This window comes from Mycobacterium syngnathidarum, from assembly GCF_001942625.1.
Classification (GTDB): domain Bacteria; phylum Actinomycetota; class Actinomycetes; order Mycobacteriales; family Mycobacteriaceae; genus Mycobacterium; species Mycobacterium syngnathidarum.
Genome location: NZ_MLCL01000079.1, coordinates 111,876 through 129,069, shown reverse-complemented (window position 1 = coordinate 129,069; position 17,194 = coordinate 111,876). Strand labels below are relative to the sequence as shown.

The 17,194-nt window shown below is 65.9% G+C and carries 13 protein-coding genes; 10 read left to right on the top strand and 3 right to left on the bottom strand.

What is annotated here, in order from left to right; translation table 11 throughout:
- Positions 1-82 precede the first annotated feature (82 nt).
- Positions 83-1,177 carry an Rv1157c family protein gene (locus BKG60_RS22990; protein ID WP_070945548.1) on the bottom strand — a complete coding sequence of 365 codons (1,095 nt, stop codon included), beginning with the start codon at positions 1,175-1,177 and terminating at the stop codon, positions 83-85.
- A gap of 41 nt (positions 1,178-1,218) precedes the next feature.
- Positions 1,219-1,869, bottom strand: a complete 651-nt coding sequence (locus tag BKG60_RS22985) for a hypothetical protein (protein ID WP_070945547.1) — start codon at positions 1,867-1,869, stop codon at positions 1,219-1,221.
- 385 nt (positions 1,870-2,254) lie between these two features.
- Here BKG60_RS22985 and BKG60_RS22980 point away from each other — a divergent pair, with 385 nt between their 5' ends.
- Entirely contained in the window at positions 2,255-3,466 is a 1,212-nt protein-coding gene (locus tag BKG60_RS22980; RefSeq protein ID WP_075910055.1) for a mannosyltransferase, read from the top strand.
- Here BKG60_RS22980 and BKG60_RS22975 read toward each other — a convergent pair.
- On the bottom strand, positions 3,435-3,728 hold the full coding sequence (locus BKG60_RS22975; protein ID WP_070188519.1) for a 4a-hydroxytetrahydrobiopterin dehydratase: 294 nt from the start codon (positions 3,726-3,728) through the stop codon (positions 3,435-3,437). The genes BKG60_RS22980 and BKG60_RS22975 overlap by 32 nt on opposite strands.
- 25 nt (positions 3,729-3,753) lie before the next feature.
- Between BKG60_RS22975 and BKG60_RS22970 the strand changes: the two genes are divergently transcribed.
- The 9 genes from BKG60_RS22970 to BKG60_RS22930 all read left to right on the top strand — a co-directional run bounded on the left by BKG60_RS22970 (position 3,754) and on the right by BKG60_RS22930 (position 17,192).
- Positions 3,754-4,164, top strand: coding sequence for a (deoxy)nucleoside triphosphate pyrophosphohydrolase (locus BKG60_RS22970; protein ID WP_070188520.1), 411 nt, complete (start codon positions 3,754-3,756; stop codon positions 4,162-4,164).
- Between the two features lie 208 nt (positions 4,165-4,372).
- Positions 4,373-5,551, top strand: coding sequence for a nitrate/nitrite transporter (locus BKG60_RS22965; RefSeq protein ID WP_165617799.1), 1,179 nt, complete (start codon positions 4,373-4,375; stop codon positions 5,549-5,551).
- Positions 5,548-9,234: a nitrate reductase subunit alpha gene (locus tag BKG60_RS22960; protein WP_070188521.1), complete on the top strand. Its 3,687-nt coding sequence runs from the start codon at positions 5,548-5,550 to the stop codon at positions 9,232-9,234. The genes BKG60_RS22965 and BKG60_RS22960 overlap by 4 nt, the downstream gene beginning before the upstream one ends.
- Positions 9,231-10,877, top strand: a complete 1,647-nt coding sequence (narH, locus tag BKG60_RS22955) for a nitrate reductase subunit beta (protein ID WP_070188522.1) — start codon at positions 9,231-9,233, stop codon at positions 10,875-10,877. Before BKG60_RS22960 ends, narH begins: the two co-directional genes overlap by 4 nt.
- A 2-nt stretch (positions 10,878-10,879) precedes the next feature.
- A complete protein-coding gene (gene narJ / locus BKG60_RS22950) occupies positions 10,880-11,509 on the top strand; it encodes a nitrate reductase molybdenum cofactor assembly chaperone (protein WP_070945546.1) in 630 nt (209 codons plus the stop codon).
- 13 nt (positions 11,510-11,522) lie between these two features.
- Complete coding sequence (gene narI, locus BKG60_RS22945; RefSeq protein ID WP_070188524.1) at positions 11,523-12,248, top strand: respiratory nitrate reductase subunit gamma; 726 nt, start codon at positions 11,523-11,525, stop codon at positions 12,246-12,248.
- Positions 12,249-12,320: 72 nt separating this feature from the next.
- Positions 12,321-13,697, top strand: coding sequence for a WS/DGAT/MGAT family O-acyltransferase (locus BKG60_RS22940; protein WP_070945545.1), 1,377 nt, complete (start codon positions 12,321-12,323; stop codon positions 13,695-13,697).
- A 3-nt stretch (positions 13,698-13,700) separates the two neighbouring features.
- Positions 13,701-14,174 (top strand): pyridoxamine 5'-phosphate oxidase family protein, encoded by a 474-nt coding sequence (locus BKG60_RS22935; protein WP_070188526.1) that lies wholly within the window; start codon positions 13,701-13,703, stop codon positions 14,172-14,174.
- A 405-nt stretch (positions 14,175-14,579) separates the two neighbouring features.
- Positions 14,580-17,192, top strand: a complete 2,613-nt coding sequence (locus BKG60_RS22930) for a PQQ-dependent sugar dehydrogenase (RefSeq protein ID WP_278247929.1) — start codon at positions 14,580-14,582, stop codon at positions 17,190-17,192.
- The last annotated feature ends 2 nt before the right edge of the window (positions 17,193-17,194 follow it).

Genomic DNA, 17,194 nt, shown 5'->3' with positions numbered 1-17,194 from the left:
AATTTCAGCCCCTGACAAAATTCCCGGTCGCCGGCCATGAGGCAAGCGACCGGGAATTTCGTATCCCCATTTATCGGTTTGGTCAGGGCACCACCGTGGATCCGATGGTGGGCATGAACTGGCACTGCTTCTCGGTGGTCGTGACCTGCCCGAAGATCGTCGACATGATGCTGCCGGAGCCCGTGTCGGCGATCGCGGTCAGCGTGGTCGGTCCTTCAGGGTTGATGTCCGACCGCGGCTGAAGGGTCGCGCTGCCGGACTTTCCGGTGGTCAGGTTGACCCAGGTGACGTTCAGCGGCAGCTTCTGTTCGGCGGCCGGCCCCGGCGTGCCGATCGCGGTGAACACATAGGCGGTCTGACCGGCTTTCGGGCCGGGCAGCGGGATCGTGGCCGGGCCGGCCACCGAAATCGCCGTCGCCAGAACGTTTCCGCCGTCCTTGAGGCAGCCGTTGCTGATCGACGGGTACATGAAGTCTTGCGTCGTCGGGGCATCGGGCCCGAAGTCGGGCGCGGGGGCGGGTGCCCCAGCCGGTGCAGCTGCAGGAGCAGGAGCAGGAGCAGCTTCAGGTGCGGGTGCGGGTGCGGCTTCAAGCGCGGGTGCCGGGGCCGGGATGGTCGCCGCCGCCGGAACAGCCCCGGGCGCAGGTGCGGCTTCGGGTGCCGGTGCGGGCGCGGGTGCGGCTTCGGGTGCCGGTGCGGGTGCAGGTGCGGCTTCGGGCGCGGGTGCCGGGGCGGCAGCTGCGGCTGGCGCCGGAGCTGGAGCCGGAAGTGCTTCCGGTGCCGGCCCGGCCGCGTGGGCCGGGTCGACACCCATCGGCAGGTGAGCGTCGTTGCCGGCACCGAGAGCGGGAACGTGCTCGGGTGCGGCGACGGGCTGGGCTGCGAACTGGTTGACCGCCGTCGCGACGTTGCGGGATTCAGCCGTCTCCGACTTGTTGGCAGCGAACGCCTGCGCAGCTGCCATCAACAGCTGCACTGCGCCGCCCGGGTCGGCCGCAGCCTGCTGGATGATCGGGCTCAGGTTCTCCATCGCCGGCAGGCCGGGTGCCTGCAGGTTGTCGATCGGCAGCGGTGCCGGGTCGGCATTGGCGACGGCGCTTCCGAAGAACAACAGGGTGGTGGACCCGATTGCAGCGGCGGTGCCGAACATCGTCTTCAGGGACTTACGCGGTGACATGGCTTTCCCAATCGTTTCGGGCGGTCAGACCAGTTCGGGGATCAGGGCAGGCCGGCGGTCAGCAGCGGGGCCAGCGCCGCAACCCCGGTGTTCGAGACGCCGGGAGCCGCAGCTGCCGGAGCGGCCACGGCGGCCGGAGCGGCTGCAGCTGCCGGTGCCAGGGCCGTGGCGGGCAGAGCCGATTGAGCCGCGACCGGAGCCAGCGAGGCCAGATCACCGGGGATGTTGACCTTCTGGGGCAGCGGGATCGGCATCCCGGGCACCTGCGGGATCGTCACCTCGGCCGAGGGGATCAGAGATGCCGGGCCGCTGGCCGGAGCCGGAGCGGTCGTGGCCGGGGCGGCAGCCGGTGCGGCGGGCAAGCCGGACACCAGCGATCCCAGCGGTGCGTTGGCGGCTGCCGGAGTGACGGCCGCAGGTGCCTGCGGCAGTGTCACCGATGCGGTGGCGCCCGGGGCAGGTGCCGGTGCGGCGGCGGGAGCGCCGGACAACGCCGAGCTCACACCCTGCAGCAGCTGCGGAGCGGCGGCCGGCACGCCGGCGAGTTGGTTGACGATCGGCAGGCTCGGGGCCGGTGCCGGGGCCGGGGGCACCGGCTCGGCGTTCGCTGAGGCGCTGAGGGCCAACGCGACCGGGACTGCGCCGGCAGCCGCGATCATGCTGGTGGAAAGTGCTTTCCAGGTGAAGATCATGGTTCTCCCAATCGGTTGCTTGAACGACTGAGCACGAAACTATCCAGTTACTGGTGGTACTCAAGTGACACGTGTGGCGGTTATTTAACCGTTACTGCAGCGGTGGATTTCGTTATCGGGCAGTGCCTTGAGCGTGATGCGCCGGGCCGTCCGGGGCCATAGTGCCGTCGTGCGTCACGCTCGCGTGACTCTCGCCGTCGAGAGCCACGCTGGCGTGGCAGGAGCGCGGGGTGTTGGCGGCGGCGGGCGAGGTGGGTGTCGGGTTGGTGCTCCAGCGTGACGCTCGGTGTCGACAGCCACTCTGGCGTGGCAAGGCTGCCGGGCCTGACGGCCACGCTGACGTGACAAACCCCCGACACAACAAACGGCACGGGTCGCTAAAGTCGTGTCCGTTAACACCGAACCGGCTACCCAACTCTCAGCAACCGCGTGGCTCTATCGCCTGGCGCCTGTGTTGCTGGTCCTCAGCATTGCGGCGCGTCTGGCCTGGACCTACCTGGTCCCCAACGGCGCCAACTTCGTCGATCTGCACGTCTATGTGGGTGGCGCCGCCACGCTCGATGGTCACGCAGGCGCGCTCTACGACTACGTCTACGCGGACCAGACACCGGATTTCCCACTGCCTTTCACCTATCCGCCGTTTGCCGCGGTGGTGTTTTACCCACTGCATCTGTTGCCGTTCGGATTGGTGGCGTTCTGCTGGCAGATCGGCATCATCGCCGCGCTGTACGGCGTGGTGCGGGTCAGTCAACTGTTGCTCGGCGGCCCGGCCTCCCGGCGTCTTGCGATGTTGTGGACCGCCGTCGGCATCTGGACCGAACCGCTGCGCAGCACGTTCGACTACGGCCAGGTCAATGTGGTCCTGGTGTTGGCGGTGCTCTACGCCGTGTACAGCAATCGTTGGTGGCTGTCGGGGTTGTTGGTCGGGCTGGCCGCCGGAGTGAAGCTCACGCCCGCGGTGTCGGGGCTGTATTTCGTCGGCGCTCGCCGCTGGGGCGCCGCGGTGTTCTCTGCGGTGGTGTTCTTCGGGACAGTCGCCCTGTCGGTCCTCGTGATCGGTGACGAGGCGCGTCGGTACTTCACCGAATTGCTGGGTGATGCAGATCGGATCGGACCGATCGGGACGTCGTTCAACCAATCATGGCGCGGCGGGATCTCGCGCATCCTCGGCCACGACGCCGGATACGGCCCGGCCGTGTTGCTGGGCATCGCCGTCACCGCGGTCCTCGCGGTGTTGGCGTGGCGGGCGATCGGCGGCAGTGCTGACCGGCTCGGCGCCATCGTGATCGTGAGTCTGTTCGGTTTGCTGCTCTCACCGATTTCGTGGACCCACCACTGGGTCTGGCTGATCCCGCTGATGATCTGGTTGTTGCACGGGCCGCTGGCCGACCGGCTGGGCGCACGTGTCTTGGGGTGGGGCTGGCTGGCGCTGACGCTGGTCGGTGTGCCGTGGCTGCTCAGTTTCGCCCAGCCGACGATCTGGGTGATCGGCCGGCCCTGGTATCTGGCCTGGGCCGGGCTGGTCTACATCGTTGCGACACTGGCGACGCTGGCCTGGATCGCGACTAGCCGGGCTGGTCGGACAGAATCCGGTTGATCTCCCTGGCCATCTGGATGTCCTTGTCGGTGATCCCGCCCGCTGAGTGCGTCACGAGAGCAAAAGTGACTGTGCGCCAACGGATATCGATGTCTGGGTGATGATCTTTCTCCTCGGCGAACTCCGCTACGCGGCGCACCGCGTCGATACCGTCGAGGAATGTCGGGAATTTGGTGGATCTGCGCAGGGCGCCCGCCGCGCGTTCCCAGCCCGGCAGATCGGGCAGTGCGGCGTCGACCTGATCGTTCGATAACACGGTCATACCCGACGGTATACCGTCGGGCGCGATGGATGCGCAGATCGTCGTGGCCGGTGCCCTGTTCTCGTCGGCTCGGCTGTTGGTCGCCCAACGGCAGCGGCCCCCGGAATTGGCGGGGCTGTGGGAATTGCCGGGCGGCAAGGTGGCAGTCGGGGAAAGTGACGCGGACGCGCTGACCCGTGAACTGCGGGAGGAACTCGGCGTCGAGGTGACCGTCGGTTCCCGTCTGGGTGTGGACGTCGCGCTGAAGCCGGGGATGACGTTGCGTGCCTACCGGGTGACGCTCACCTCGGGCAGTCCGCGGCCGCATGACCACCGCGCGTTGCGCTGGGTGACGGTCGACGAACTCGACCAGCTGCCGTGGGTACCCGCCGACCGGGCCTGGCTTCCGGAACTGACCGAAGCGCTTTCTCCGCAGAGCAGGCGCGAAAATACCTGAAGCGACGCGATTTCGGGCACTTTCGCCTCAGCTCACCCAGTAGGGCGACGGCACAACAGGATTTATTTCGACATATGGATGTTGCGGATTACATTTCCGTGAAACCGCCTGCAACGTTTCCGGGAAAATGACGCGACCGCGCCGAACATGATGTTTTGCTGTTGTGGTGACCACGGCAAGTGCGCCGTACCAGGGCCAAGGGCAGAGCATGAACCTCTTGCTGGCCACCTGGGTCTCGGCCATCAATTTCTGGGCCTGGAACATGATCGGCCCGCTGTCCACCACTTACGCCGGCGACATGAGGTTGAGCAGCACCCAGGCCTCGATGCTTGTCGCCACTCCGATATTGGTCGGCTCGCTCGGCCGAATTGCCGTGGGCGCGCTGACCGACAGGTACGGCGGCCGCACGATGTTCCTCGCGGTGACGCTGGCTTCGATCGTGCCGGTGTTGGCCGTCGGGGCGGCCGGCGAGGCCAGGTCGTACCCGATGTTGTTGGTGTGCGGATTCTTCCTGGGGATCGCGGGCACAATCTTCGCAGTCGGAATTCCGTTCGCCAATAATTGGTACGAGCCCTCTCGGCGAGGTTATGCCACCGGTGTGTTCGGTATGGGCATGGTCGGTACTGCGTTGTCCGCATTCTTCACGCCGAGATTCGTGCGGTGGTTCGGGTTATTCCCCACGCATCTGATCATCGCGGTCGCCCTGGCGCTGACTGCGGTGCTGTGTTTGGTGGTGATGCGCAATTCGCCGGCGTTCGAGCCGAATACCGATCCGGTGATGCCCAAGCTCAAATCGGCGCTGAAGCTGCCCGTGACGTGGGAGATGTCGTTCCTCTACGCGGTGGTCTTCGGCGGCTTCGTGGCGTTCAGCAACTACCTGCCCACCTACATCAAGAACGTGTACGAATTCTCCGCCGTCCAAGCCGGAAGCCGTACAGCGGGATTCGCCTTGGCCGCGGTGCTGGCCCGGCCGATCGGTGGTGCGCTCTCCGACCGCATCCCACCCAAGTACGTGGTGCTCACCTCCTTCGCCGGTACGGCCGTGCTCGCCTTCATCGCGGTGTTCCAGCCACCGCCGGATGTGTGGTCCGCCGCGACGTTCATCGCGTTGGCGATCTTCCTGGGCATCGGCACCGGCGGCGTGTTCGCCTGGGTGGCGCGGCGTTCCCCGGCCAAGGAGGTCGGCTCGGTCACCGGCATCGTCGCCGCCGCAGGCGGTTTGGGCGGATACTTCCCGCCCTTGGTGATGGGTGCGACGTATGACTCGGTGAACCACAACTACACCGTGGGGCTTCTGCTTCTCGTGGCGACGGCACTGCTGGCATTCGGCTACACGGCTCTGCGATTGCACGCCCGCGAACCTGAGCCCAAGGAGGCGCGTCAATGACCAAGCCCCACATCGGCGGATCGCTCGAGGAGCTGCTGGAGCGCAGTGGGAGGTTCTTCACCGCCGGTGAGTTCTCCGGTGATCTGCGTACGGTCACGCGGCAGGGGGGCCGTCAGGGCGATGTGTTCTACCGTGATCGGTGGAGCCACGACAAGGTGGTCCGTTCCACCCACGGGGTCAACTGCACCGGATCGTGTTCCTGGAAGATCTATGTCAAGGACGGGATCATCACCTGGGAAACCCAGGAGACCGACTACCCGTCCGTGGGTGCCGACCGTCCCGAGTACGAGCCGCGCGGGTGTCCGCGCGGTGCGGCGTTCTCGTGGTACACCTATTCGCCGACGCGGGTGCGGTATCCGTACGCACGCGGCGTGCTGGTCGAGATGTATCGGGAAGCCAAGGCGCGCTTGAAGGATCCGGTGCTGGCGTGGGCCGACATCCAGGGTGATCCCGTCCGCCGCAAGCGGTATCACCAGGCCCGCGGCAAGGGCGGCCTGGTCCGGGTCAGCTGGGCCGAGGCGACCGAGATGATTGCCGCCGCGCACGTCTACACCATCAAGACCTACGGCCCGGATAGAGTCGCCGGATTCTCGCCGATCCCGGCGATGTCGATGGTGTCGTTCGCCGCGGGTTCACGATTTATCGAGCTGCTCGGCGGGGTGATGACGTCGTTCTACGACTGGTACGCCGATCTGCCGGTGGCCTCTCCGCAGGTGTTCGGCGACCAGACCGATGTGCCGGAGTCCGGGGACTGGTGGGACGCGTCGTATCTGATGATGTGGGGTTCCAACGTCCCGGTCACCCGCACACCGGATGCGCATTGGATGGCCGAAGTCCGTTACCGGGGCACGAAAGTGGTGACGGTCAGCCCGGATTACGCCGACAACACCAAGTTCGCCGACGAATGGATGCCGTGTGCGGCGGGCACCGACGGTGCGCTGGCCATGGCGATGGGTCATGTGATCCTCGACGAATGCTTTGTGCGGAAACGGATTCCGTTCTTCGTCGACTATGTCCGGCGTTTCACCGATCTGCCGTTTCTGGTCAAGCTCGAAGAGCGTGACCAGATGTTGGTCCCCGGCAAGAATCTCACCGCCGCCGATCTGGGCGGCCCAGTGGCCGAACAGGAGAATGCGGCGTTCAAGCCGGTGCTGCTCGACGGTGCCAGCGACAGTGTCGCGGTGCCGCAGGGCTCGTTGGGGTTCCGATATGGCGCTGACGGTGTGGGCAAATGGAATCTCGATCTGGAGGACTTGGTTCCTGCCCTGACGGTGCTGGGGGACAGCTTGGAGACCGCCGAGATCACGCTGCCGCGATTTGACACCGTCGACGGCAGCGGCGCGACCATGCAGCGCGGCGTACCGGTGCGGCGGGTCGGCGAACACCTGGTGTGCACGGTGTTCGACCTGATGCTGGCCCAGTACGGCGTGCACCGGCCGGGCCTGCCCGGCGAGTGGCCCACCGGCTACGACGACGCCACCCAGCCCTACACCCCGGCTTGGCAGGAGCAGATCACCGGGGTATCGGCGGGCCAGGCGATCCGGGTTGCGCGCGAATTCGCCCGCAACGCCGAGGAATCCGGTGGCCGGTCCATGATCATCATGGGTGCGGGCATCTGCCAGTGGTTTCACGGTGACGCCACCTATCGGGCCGTCCTGGCCCTGCTGCTGCTCACCGGTTCGATGGGACGCAACGGTGGCGGCTGGGCGCATTACGTGGGCCAGGAGAAATGCCGGCCGGTCACCGGATGGGCCGCGATGGCGATGGGCACCGACTGGTCGCGCCCGCCGCGGCAAATGGCGGGCACGTCGTACTGGTACGCCCATACCGATCAGTGGCGGTACGACGGCTACCGCGCCGACGCACTGTCCAGTCCGGTGGGCCGAGGCCGCTTCCGCGACAAGCACACCATGGATGTGATGAGTTCCGCGGTGGCGATGGGGTGGACGCCGTTTTACCCGCAGTTCGACCGGTCCAGCCTAGACGTGGTGGACGAGGCGAAGGCGGCCGGCCGCGAGGTGCCTGAGTACGTGGCCGAGCAATTGGCAAGCGGCGGGCTGAAACTCGCGGTCACCGATCCGGACAATCCGGCGAACTGGCCACGCGTGCTCAACGTCTGGCGGGCCAACCTGCTGGGTTCCTCCAGCAAGGGCAACGAATACTTCCTGCGTCACCTGCTGGGCACCACCTCGAACGTGCAGGCCGAGCCCACCGGGGAGGAGTTGCGGCCCAAAGACGTGGCGTGGAGCGAGGACATTCCCGAGGGCAAGCTCGACCTGCTGATGTCGATCGACTTCCGGATGACCTCGACGACGCTGCTCTCGGATGTGGTCCTGCCTGCGGCGACGTGGTACGAGAAGGCCGACCTGTCCAGTACCGACATGCACCCGTACATCCACGCTTTCAGCCCGGCGGTGGATCCACCCTGGGAGACCCGTTCGGACTTCGAGGCTTTCGGGGCGATCGCGCGCACCTTCAGCACCCTGGCCGCCAGGCACCTGGGCACCCGCACCGACGTGGTGATGGGTACGCTGCAGCATGACACCCCCGGCGCGATGGCCTACCCCGCCGGCACCGAACATGATTGGCGGACCACCGGCGAGACCCCGGTGCCGGGCAAGACCATGGGCCCACTGTTGGTGGTCGAGCGCGACTACACGGCGATCGCCCAGAAATGGTCAACGCTTGGCCCGCTGGTGGAGAGCCTGGGGCTGACCACCAAGGGCATCACCACCCACCCCGACCAGGAGGTCGCCGAACTCGCCGCGAAGTTCGGTGTGATGGATTCCGGTGCCGGCCAGGGCCGCCCGGCGATCACCACGGCCGAACGGATGTCCGATGTGATCCTGGCGCTGTCCGGCACGTCCAACGGCCGGCTGGCAGTGGAAGGTTTCCGAGAGCTCGAACGGCGCACCGGCCGTAAGCTGATCCACCTGGCCATCGGCAACGAGGAGCGCCGGATCACCTACGCCGACACCCAGGCCCGACCGGTGCCGGTGATCACCAGCCCGGAATGGTCGGGCAGTGAGACCGGCGGCCGCCGCTACGCACCGTTCACGGTGAACATCGAGGAGCTCAAGCCTTTTCACACCCTCACCGGGCGCATGCACTTCTACGTCGACCATGACTGGCTGGAGGAACTCGGCGAGCAACTGCCGATCTACCGGCCGCCGCTGGACATGGCGCGGCTGTTCGGCGAATCCAAACTGGGCCGCGACGGCATCGGGCTGACCGTGCGGTATCTGACCCCGCATTCCAAGTGGTCGATCCACTCGGAGTATCAGGACAACTTGTTCATGTTGTCGCTGTCACGTGGCGGTCCGACCATGTGGATGAGCCCGTTGGACGCGGCGAGGATCGAAGTGAAAGACAACGATTGGATCGAGGCCGTGAACCGCAACGGCGTGCTGGTGTGCCGCGCCGTGGTCAGCCACCGGATGCCCGAGGGTGTGGTGTACGTCTACCACGCACAAGAGCGGACCATCGACGTACCGCTGAGCGAAACCACCGGTACCCGTGGCGGTATTCACAACTCACTGACCCGGCTGCTGGTCAAGCCCAGCCACCTGGCCGGCGGGTATGCCCAACACTCGTTTGCCTGGAACTATCTCGGCCCCACCGGAAATCAGCGTGACGAGGTGACGGTGGTTCGCCGCCGCTCACAGGAGGTGAAGTACCAGTGAAGGTCATGGCCCAGATGGCGATGGTGATGAACCTCGACAAGTGCATCGGGTGTCAAACCTGTTCGGTGACCTGCAAGCAGGCGTGGACCAACCGGGCCGGCACCGAATACGTTTGGTTCAACAACGTCGAAACGCGTCCGGGGCAAGGGTATCCGCGCACCTACCAGGATCAGGAAAAGTGGCGTGGGGGCTGGAAGCTGGACCGTCGCGGCCGGCTGCGGCTTCGTGACGGCGGCCGCCTGGCCAAGCTGGCCCGGATCTTTGCCAACCCGAAGCTGCCGTCCATCGACGACTACTACGAGCCGTGGACCTACGACTACGAGAACCTGACCTCGGCACCTCTGGGTGAGCACATCCCCACAGCGGCGCCGCGCAGCTTGATCACCGGTAAACCCATGAAGGTGTCGTGGTCGGCCAACTGGGACGACGATTTGGCCGGGTCGCCCGAGATCGTGCCGGGAGACCCGGTGCTCAAACAGGTCAGTGAGCAGATCCAGCTGGAGCTCGAGCAGACCTTCATGTTCTATCTGCCCCGAATCTGTGAGCACTGCCTGAACCCGGCGTGTGTGGCGTCCTGCCCATCGGGCGCAATGTACAAACGCTCCGAGGACGGCATCGTGCTGGTCGATCAGGACCGCTGCCGCGGCTGGCGCATGTGCGTGTCCGGATGTCCCTACAAGAAGGTGTATTTCAACCACAAGACCGGTAAGGCCGAGAAGTGCACCCTGTGCTACCCACGCATCGAGGTCGGGCTGCCGACGGTGTGCTCGGAAACCTGCGTGGGGCGGTTGCGCTACCTCGGGCTGGTGCTCTACGACGTCGACCGCGTGCTGGAAGCGGCATCGGTACCCGACGACAAGGATCTCTACGAAGCGCAGCGGCAGATCCTGCTCGACCCGACCGACCCGGAGGTGATCGCCGGGGCCCGGGCCGAGGGCATCTCCGATGAATGGATAGAAGCCGCCCAACGCTCTCCGGTGTACAAGCTCATCCATACCTACGGTGTTGCGCTGCCGCTGCATCCGGAGTTCCGGACGGTGCCGATGGTGTGGTACATCCCGCCGCTGTCTCCGGTGGTCGACGCCGTCAGCCGTGACGGACATGACGGCGAGGACATCGGGAATCTCTTCGGGGCGCTGGAGGCGCTGCGTATCCCGATCGAGTATCTGGCGGGGCTGTTCACCGCCGGTGACACCGCCGTCGTCGAAGGTGTGTTGCGCCGGCTGGCCGCGATGCGGTCATACATGCGCGACATCAATCTCGGCCGTGAGACCCAACCGCACATCCCCGCCGCGGTCGGCATGACCGAGGAACAGACCTACGAGATGTACCGGCTGCTGGCGCTCGCGAAATACGAGGAGCGCTACGTCATTCCGACGGCCTACAGCACGGAGGGGATACCGGGAGCTGAGGAGCCCGGCTGCTCACTGTCCTTCGAAGGCGGCCCCGGAATGTATGAGTCGGGTCCGTTCGGTGAGGCCAGCGGGGGTCCGGTGCCGGTGGCGGTGGAGACCTTCCACGCCCTGCAGCACCGGCAGACCAGCGGTGGCATGGCTGCCAACGCGGATCGGCCGTCGCGGGTGAATCTGCTCAACTGGGACGGCAGGGGCGTTCCGTCGGGCATGTTTCCGGGGGATCGATGAGCATGCGCAGACGCCGCGACAACACGATGCAGCACCGTCTGGTGTGGCAGGCCGCGTCGCTGATGCTCGCCTACCCGGACGAGGGCCATACCGACCGGCTGCAGAGCGCGGCACGCCTGCTGGACCACGTCACCGGCGAACCCAGGGCGCTGCTCGGCGAAACCGTTGTCGGATTGAGTCTGCGCCCCACCATGGAGCTACAGCAGGACTACGTCGACACCTTCGACCTGCACAAGCGGTGCACCATGCTGCTGACGTACTGGACGTCGGGGGACACCCGGAACCGCGGCGCCGACATGGTCGAATTCACCCAGACCTACCGTGCCGCAGGCGTCGCGATCCCGAAAGGCGAGGCGCCCGACCATCTTCCGGTGGTCTTGGAGTTCGCCGCCACCGTCGACCCGGACGCCGGCCGGCGACTGCTCGCCAAGTATCGGGTGCCGATCGGCGTGGTGGCGGAAGCCTTGGCCGAGCGGCGCTCGCCCTACGCGCCGGCCGTTGCGGCCGTGAACGCAACCCTGCCGGCCCTGGCTTCGGTCGACGATGTGTCGCGGTTGATGATGTCTGGCCCGCCGGCTGAATCTGTTGGCTTGCAACCCTTTCAACTGACAGTGCCGCCGCGAAGGGCGTAAGGAGGCCGGGGAGATGGACTGGGAGATCTTCTGGGACGTGGTGCCCTACGTGACGCTGGCAATCGTCGCCGTCGGCACCTGGTGGCGCTACCGCTACGACAAGTTCGGCTGGACCACACGCTCGTCGCAACTCTACGAGTCGCGGCTGCTGCGCATCGCCAGCCCGATGTTCCATTTCGGCATGCTCGTGGTGTTCATCGGACACGTCATCGGCCTGTTCATCCCCGAGTCGTGGATGGATCTGGTGATGAGCGACCACGTGTATCACCTGCAGGCGGTGATCCTCGGTGGCATCGCCGGCATCGCGGCCCTGGTCGGCATCGCACTGCTCATCTACCGGCGCCGCGCCACCGGACCGGTCTTCATGGCGACCACGGTCAATGACAAGACCATGTACGTGGTGCTGGTGGCCGCGATGGTGGCCGGGTTCGCCTGTACCGCCATCGGCGCCACGCCCGGCGGCGCCGAGCACGACTACCGCGAAACCGTGTCGCCGTGGTTCCGGTCGATCTGGATCCTGCAGCCCCGCGGCGACCTGATGGCGCAGGCGCCGGTGTACTTCCACATCCACGTGATGATCGCGCTCGTCCTGTTCTGCCTGTGGCCGTTCACCCGGCTGGTGCACGTGTTCAGTGCGCCGATCGGCTACCTGTTCCGGCCCTATGTGGTGTACCGCAGCCGCGATGTCGCCGAGCGCAGCGAGCTGGTCGGATCACGGCCGCAGCGGCGGGGCTGGTGAGCGATTCGAGCCGTGGGCAATAGGGGACCTTTGGCCCTGCCCACGCAGCGGCAGGAGGAGGACGATTGCCTTATGGAGCAGTTGACCGCCCTGGATGCAGGGTTTCTGGAAGCCGAGGACTCCGACCGGCACGCGAGCTTGGCGATCGGCGCGATTGCTGTGTTGGACGGGCCGATGCCGAGCCCCGAGGCCGTCGCGGACGCCCTGTCCGAGCGGGTGCTGACCGCGCCCCGCCTGCACCAACTGCTTCACACCCAGCCGCTCGACCTCGGTGCACCGCAGTGGGTCGAAGACCCCAATTTCGATGCTGCGCACCATATCCGGTATGCGGCGCTACCCTGTCCCGGCGACGATGGCGCGCTGTACCGGTGGGCCGCCGACATCATGGAACGCCGCCTGGATCGAGACAGGCCGCTGTGGGAGTGCTGGATCGTCAACGGCCTCGAAGGCGGCCGGTGGGCTCTGCTGCTGAAGGTCCACCACTGCATCGCCGATGGGATCGCGGCGACGCGATTGTTGAGCCGCCTGTGTGACGACGGCGCCATGAACGCTTCAGGCCGCACCCGGCAAGCATCAATGGTGTTCAGCCCGGTCGGCTGGCTCGGTGACGCATGGCGCATCTCGACCGGGCTACCCGCGGCCACCGTTCAGGCCGTCCGTGGGGCACTCGGCATCGTCACCGGCCTGCTGCGTCCGGCGGCCGCCAGCTCGTTGACCGGACCGGTGACGAGCATGCGGCGCTACGCCACGGCTGAGGTGGCACTCGACGATGTTGCCACGGTGTGCCGGGAATTCGGTGTGACCGTCAACGACGTCGCCCTCGCCGCAATCACCGACAGCTTTCGCAACACGCTGATCCGCCGGGGTGAGAAGCCGAGTAGGGACGCGCTGCGCACCCTGATCCCGGTTTCGGTGCGAGCCGACGATGCGCATGACCGCACCGACAATCGGGTTTCCGTGATGCTGCCCTACCTTCCCGTCGACCAAGCCGATCCTGTGCAGCAGTTGCGCGCAGTACATTCCCGGCTGTCGAGAGCCAAGGCCAGTGGACAGCGCGAGGCGGGCAACTTCCTGGTTTCGGCTGCGAAAGCGATTCCTTTCCCGCTCACCGCGTGGACGGTACGGGCGCTGACCCGGTTGCCGCAACGCGGCGTCGTCACCGTTGCCACCAATGTCCCCGGCCCGCGGAAACGGTTGCGCCTCATGGGCTGCGACATCGTCAGGCTGCTTCCGATTCCGCCGCTGGCGATGCAGCTGAGAACCGGTATCGCCATCATGAGTTACGCCGACCGCCTGGTCTTCGGTGTTATCGGCGACTATGACACGGCTCCTGACGTGGATGAACTGGCGCGCGGCATCGACCGTGCCGTTGCTCGTCTGGTCGACATCAGCGTCGGCCACTGGCGCTCCACCCCGGTGGGGACTCTGCAACTCGTACAGGGAGGTTGACCGATGAAGGGACAAGAACTCGGCGTGCTCACCCGCAGGCAGTGCCTGGATCTTCTGGAGCGCGTGCGCGTCGGACGATTGGTGTTCACCGAGGACGCCCTGCCGGCCGTGCAGCCGGTCAACTTCCGGTTGTGGCATGACGATGTGGTGATCCGGGTGGCCGGCGGGCCCAAACTGACCGCGGCCATCGAACATCAGGTGGTGGCGTTTCAGGCCGATGAGCTTGACGCTGACCTGCGGACGGGCTGGAGCGTGACCGTTGTCGGACATGCCGAACCGATCACCGATGTGGACGAACAGGTGCAGATCGCCGGGACGTTCGTGCACCCTTGGGCCGAGGGGCGTCGCGATCACTTCGTACGGATCCGCACCGAGAAGGTCACCGGGCGCGTACTCCGGGACCATGCCACGCCGCATTACCAGGGCAACAACACGACTGGCGAGTTTCAGGATTCGGCCCGCCAAGCTCATATGTAAGTCATAGAGTTTGGGCACGATCGTCCCGCTCCATTGCTCGAGAACGGGAGATGGATTCGTGGGGGGCCCATGCGCAATCAGCCTGTCGGCACCGGGATCAGACACGTTGCCCGAGTAGGCGCCATGGCAGCCGTTCTCGGACTTGGCTCCGCGATGGCCTCTCCTGTCGGGGTGGCATGGGCCGACGAGGCCGCCTCAACGGCGTCATCGGAATCGCCGTCGTCGGAAGCGAATAGCGCTACGACGGATCCGGGGCCGGCCGCGCCTCCCCAGCCGAAACCGGCAGGTTCGACCAGCTCACCCGCCGGCGAGCCCGGGCCGACCGGTAAACAGCCGGCATCGAAGACATTGAAGTCGAAGAGGTTCAGGTCGAGGCAATCAATTGTCACATTCGGCGACGGAGTGGTGATCCGGAGCTCGGGCGGGGCCCACACGTCGGGTGCCGCGAAGGACACCCCGCCCAAGGACGTCGAAGCGACCGAAGAAGTCGACGATGCCGAAATGCCCGAATTGCCGGACCTCCTCGATCGCCCGGCAGGTGTCGTCGAGCCGAAGCCGCAGCAGCTGACACCGGCCGATGAGCCCGTCGTACCCGACACCGACACGGTGAGTTCGTTGAATCGGCCTACCAGCGAGCTGGATTCGAAGAACCGCACACTCGAGCCGCAGTTGAAGCAGGCGGAACTCACCGACCGGACGACATTTCTCGGTGCCATACGGGCCAAGATCGATGCGCTCGACACGGCGTCGTCGCCGACTCTGCAAACCCGGTCACAGGAAAAGGCGACGATCACCATCCCGCCGCTGCCACTTCCAGGGCCGGATTCACCCGAGCCGGTGCAGAAGGCGTGGGGTTGCTTCTGCAACGTCTTCACCACGGTGGCTCCCATCGCCCAGAAGCTCGGCGGGGTGATCAACAAGTACATCGCGCCCCTGCTGGCGGGGTCCGCGCCTGGAGAGACGCCGGACTCGCCGGCGTTGTGGGCCGTGCTCGGTTGGGTTCGCCGACAGGCGGACCAAATCCTGTCCTCCCCGCCGATTTCCGATGTCACCGAAGCGGTGACGGCCTGGGGGGCCTTGACGCTTCAGCAGGTGACCCAGTCGTGCGGGGAGCCCACGCAGGGACTACCGGAGGAGCTCGAACGCACCGTGATCGTCTCGGGGCTGTCGGAGCCGGTGGATTTCCGGTTCCTGCCCGACGATCCGGACAACCCGGACGACGGTGGCATCCTGATCGCCGAAAAGGGCGGCGCGATCAAGCTTTACCAGGAGGGCCGGGGGACGACGACACTGGTGGTACTGCCGACCCAGACCGACTTCGAGAGCGGCATCGGCGGCATCGAAGTAGACCCGAACTTTGCCGAAAACCACTACCTCTACGTGTCATACACCAACGGCAACGACACCGATGTGCTGTCGCGCTTCACGCTGTCCGGTGACCAAGCCGCCATCCTGGACTCCGAGCAGGTGCTGATCGCGTCGGACCAGACGGCCGGGCCGATCCACCATGGCGGTGAGATCTACTACGAGGACAATCCCGGCGACAGTGCCGATTACATCTACTGGGCCAAGGGCGACAACTCGGTCGGCACCAACGCGCAGGATCTCACCAACATCCACGGCAAGATCATGCGGATCCACCCGGACGGAACGATCCCGACGGACAATCCCTTCTACAACACGCCGGGCGCCCGCAAGGAGATCTGGGCCTACGGTCTGCGCAACCCGTTCCGGTTCGACGTTGCACCGAACGGCCAGCTTCTAGTCGGGGATGTCGGGGACACCTCCTGGGAAGAGCTCAACGTCGTGACGAAGGGGGCCAACTACGGCTGGCCCGGGGCCGAAGGCGTGTGTGTGGGCTGCGGCTACGTCAATCCGATCTACTCCTACGACCACAACACGCCCGCCGGAACCGCGTCGATCACCTCTGTCCTGGTGTACACCGGTGACACCTTCCCCGAGGAGTACCGGGGCAAGGTCTTCGTCGCCGACTACACGCTCGGCTGGATCAAGGTGCTGACCCTCGATGAGAACTACGCCAGCTACGTCAGCGAGCAGCCTTTCGATGGCCAGGCGGGCACTCCGGTGCGGCTCATACAGGGGCCGGACGGCAACATCTACCAACTCAACATCTATCCCGGTGAGCTGTCGGTGATCGCGCCGTCGGGCGGCAACCGGGCTCCGACAGCCATTCTGACGGCGACACCGAGCAATGGCTATTCGCCCCTGGTCGTCGACTTCTCATCGCAGGGGTCCGGTGATCCCGATCCGAACACCACCCTCACGTATCACTGGGACTTCGGTGACGGGACGACCTCGACACAGGCCAACCCGACCAAGACCTACGACACCGACGGCACCTACAACGTGACGTTGACCGTGAGCGACGGGGAGAAGGCGGGCCAGGACACGCAGTCGATCACCGTCGGCAGTACGGCGCCGCACGACCTGACGATCACCACGCCGCTGGGCGCCCCGCTCGACAACACGAAATACAATGCCGGCGATACCATTTCGTTCACCGGGGCGGCGTTGGATCAGGATGAAACACTGCCTGACAGTGCCTACAACTGGACCGTGGTGTTCCATCACGCCGACCACATCCATCCGGTCACCAGCAACATCGTCGGCAAGACCGGCAGTATCACGGTCCCAACCGACCCGCACAACTCGGCGGACACCTGGTACGAGGTCAGGCTGACCGTCACCGACAGCACGGGCCTGTCGACGACCACCTCGGCCATGGTCTATCCGAACACCGTCACGCAGACGTTCACCGCGAGCGACCCGGACGCGGTCTTCACCATCGACGGCAAGCCGTACACCGGTTCGCATACGGAGACGTCGGTCGTGGGCGTGGAGCGAGTCCTCGGCGTGCCGTCACCGCAATTCGTCGAGGACGGTCAACTGGTGTTCGTCAGCTGGTCCGACGGCGGAGCCAAGACTCACACGATCGTCACACCCGGCACGGACACCACCTACACCGTCACCTTCGACAACGTTCCGTCTGTCTTGTGACG

Excerpts from the sequence above, each read along its gene's own strand:
- BKG60_RS22990 (WP_070945548.1), bottom strand. The coding sequence starts at position 1,177 with ATGTCACCGCGTAAGTCCCTGAAGACGATGTTCGGCACCGCCGCTGCA.
- BKG60_RS22975 (WP_070188519.1), bottom strand. The coding sequence starts at position 3,728 with ATGACCGTGTTATCGAACGATCAGGTCGACGCCGCACTGCCCGATCTG.
- BKG60_RS22960 (WP_070188521.1), top strand. The coding sequence starts at position 5,548 with ATGACCAAGCCCCACATCGGCGGATCGCTCGAGGAGCTGCTGGAGCGC.
- narJ (WP_070945546.1), top strand. The coding sequence starts at position 10,880 with ATGCGCAGACGCCGCGACAACACGATGCAGCACCGTCTGGTGTGGCAG.
- BKG60_RS22965 (WP_165617799.1), top strand. The coding sequence starts at position 4,373 with ATGAACCTCTTGCTGGCCACCTGGGTCTCGGCCATCAATTTCTGGGCC.
- BKG60_RS22985 (WP_070945547.1), bottom strand. The coding sequence starts at position 1,869 with ATGATCTTCACCTGGAAAGCACTTTCCACCAGCATGATCGCGGCTGCC.
- BKG60_RS22970 (WP_070188520.1), top strand. The coding sequence starts at position 3,754 with ATGGATGCGCAGATCGTCGTGGCCGGTGCCCTGTTCTCGTCGGCTCGG.
- BKG60_RS22940 (WP_070945545.1), top strand. The coding sequence starts at position 12,321 with ATGGAGCAGTTGACCGCCCTGGATGCAGGGTTTCTGGAAGCCGAGGAC.
- BKG60_RS22935 (WP_070188526.1), top strand. The coding sequence starts at position 13,701 with ATGAAGGGACAAGAACTCGGCGTGCTCACCCGCAGGCAGTGCCTGGAT.
- narI (WP_070188524.1), top strand. The coding sequence starts at position 11,523 with ATGGACTGGGAGATCTTCTGGGACGTGGTGCCCTACGTGACGCTGGCA.